This is a genomic window from Acinetobacter sp. YH16031, from assembly GCF_013417335.1.
Taxonomy (GTDB): domain Bacteria; phylum Pseudomonadota; class Gammaproteobacteria; order Pseudomonadales; family Moraxellaceae; genus Acinetobacter.
This window is the reverse complement of the sequence record NZ_VPED01000107.1, coordinates 1-2,398: the sequence shown is the minus strand read 5'-3', so window position 1 is coordinate 2,398 and position 2,398 is coordinate 1. Positions and strand designations below refer to the sequence as shown.

3 protein-coding genes are annotated in these 2,398 nt (G+C 39.6%); all 3 read left to right on the top strand.

Going from position 1 to position 2,398, the window contains the following annotated elements:
• The coding region (locus FTV31_RS16270) for a primase C-terminal domain-containing protein (protein WP_180015693.1) at window positions 1-421 on the top strand (421 nt) is incomplete at its 5' end.
• 47 nt (window positions 422-468) lie between these two features.
• Window positions 469-1,029 carry a hypothetical protein gene (locus tag FTV31_RS16265; protein WP_005174595.1) on the top strand — a complete coding sequence of 187 codons (561 nt, stop codon included), beginning with the start codon at window positions 469-471 and terminating at the stop codon, window positions 1,027-1,029.
• A gap of 252 nt (window positions 1,030-1,281) precedes the next feature.
• A complete protein-coding gene (locus FTV31_RS16260) occupies window positions 1,282-1,788 on the top strand; it encodes a plasmid replication DNA-binding protein (protein WP_163146727.1) in 507 nt (168 codons plus the stop codon).
• The last annotated feature ends 610 nt before the right edge of the window (window positions 1,789-2,398 follow it).

Here is a 2,398-nt window from a genome sequence, read left to right as displayed (position 1 = left end):
GAAGCTCGAAGTTGTCGGCTTAGGACGTAACGTTACAATGTTCGAGAAGGGCCGTCATTGGGCGTATAAGGCCATTAGAGACTATATGCACCATAACACTAGCCTTGAGTGGGAAAAGGCCGTCAGAGCGCAAATAGAAGCGATTAACAGCGGGTTTGAACAACCCTTACCTTATAGCGAAGTAAAAGCGACAGCAAAGAGCATTGCTAAGTGGGTGTGGCAGCGTTTTAGCTATGGAGAGTTCAGCGCCGTACAAGCAGTGCGCGGAGCAAAGGGTGGTAAAGCCAAAGGATTGGCTTATTCAGTAAAGCGTGAACAGGCAATACAGCTGAAAGCTAACGGCATGAACAATACCCAGATAGCAAAACAACTGGAGGTCGACCGTAAGACTGTCCGACGTTGGTTAGGGGTGGGACAATAGCCTTATCAGATAACAGCCTTCTGTTTTTAATCTCGAGGGGATTTTTTGTGGGTCTTACTAATAATGATTTGGAACGCGATGAGGACTTTTTAGAGTGTTCTAAACTTTACTTTAAAGTTGCACATGATGAATATCGGGATGAACTTTTGAGGGCTAATCGTCTTGATGAAAAAATCGGGCGTTTAATTGCTATCGTAAATATTTTGCTTGCTGGTATTGTAGCTTTTTCTACTACTTCTTTTTCAGATGAGCTTTTTACAGAATTATCTAATGGTTTAAAGATCTTACTTATCTTAATTCTTTTACTTTTATTGTCTTTTACATTCCTTTCTTGGTGGTTTTTGGTCACGGCTTCTAATTTCTCCTCTATAGGAAAAATAGCTGTTGATGATGAAGTTAGAGACTGGGTTTCTTCAAAGTCTCAAAGTGAGATGTATATTGCTCTTGCAGATGATTACAAGCATGCGATTGATAATGCAGAGAAAAAAATAAATCAATGTAAGGTAGACCCTTTAAATAAGAGTCTCTTTTTTTTGAAGTTATCGGTTGTTACATTATTGGTTTATCTAGTAATGATTTTTATTTTGAAATATGGAGCTATAACGTGACGACCCCGAAGGATCAAGTTCCTCCAAAGGAGCCAGTAAAAAAACCTATGCCGGATTATCAGCCTAGACCCTTAAGAAATGTGAATGAAAGTAATGTAGGGAATGGATATTCGCCAACAATATTAAATGAAGATAAGTCAGGTCGAAAGTAAGCCAAATTAAGTTTTCCATCATTGATGGTGGAAAACTTTTCTAGCGGTACATGTCACGTTAATGTAACCTGAACATTGAGTAGACAGTGAAAAAAACAATATGAAGGCACTATCGGTCATTGAGCTGGCAAAGCTGTATGGTATGAACCGCCAAAGCATCTATAAGCGTATAAATAAAGGCGATCTGAGCAAAAACAGTGACGGTAAGATTGATCTTGCCGAGGCTATAAGAGTCTTTGGTGAGCCATCACAGCGAAGCACACAGAACGTCACGTTACAGTCCCAGGCGGCACAAAAGTCGGCAGAAGTTGACATACTGCAACAACAGGTAGACATACTTAAAAAGCAGCTTGATCTGGCTCAAGAGCGCGAACAGTTCCAGCGTGAGCAGTTGAAAGCAAAAGATGATCAAACTTACTCGCTACAGCTGCTTTTGGGAGCGCCAAAACCAGAACAGAAAGAAGAAAGTACAGAAGCCGATCAGCCAATAGCGCAAGTGGCCTCAGATCAGACTATGGAGGAGCCCAGGACAACTAATCCGGTATCACAGCCTGAACCTAAACGCCGTGGCTTGTTTGGCCGTGTAATACGTGCGGTACTCGATTAAAGTCATGAAGTTACACTAATAGGGTAGATAAGAACTATTTTAGAGATAGTCATGATCTGACTGATACATAAACTTATCCACAAAGTTGTCGATAAATAAACTATATTTCTTTGATTTTAAAATAAAATTCTTATTGTATAAGTAGTTACGAGTACACAGAAATTGGGGGAGTTCTTTCCCTAAACTTTTTGTCTAAATACGAAAATTTTTTCATAAAAAGTCAATATTGATCTACCCTATATTTTCCCGTATCTTGCCAAAATAAGGTGTTGATTCTGTTGTCAGACAGCACTGAGAATATCATTAAGTTACCCCTCTCATCTTCCACAATTCGAGAGATAACTTAATGAGTATGGAGCCTTAATTTACTTCTCTCATCTTCCACAACTCGAGAGATAAATTGAGGCGTTATCGAGGCCAGAGAAGACAACGATGAGGTATATAAATTGATATTAAAGTCGAAAAGACCGTTGAACACAACCGGAATTTGTCATTGCCTTCTCACAGACAGAGAGGAGGTAAGGCATGAATATGATTTCACTGAAATTGATTCTACAAGCTATTAGCTTGCTAGCAGACTTAATTCAGCTCACGCAAATCTTGCAACCAT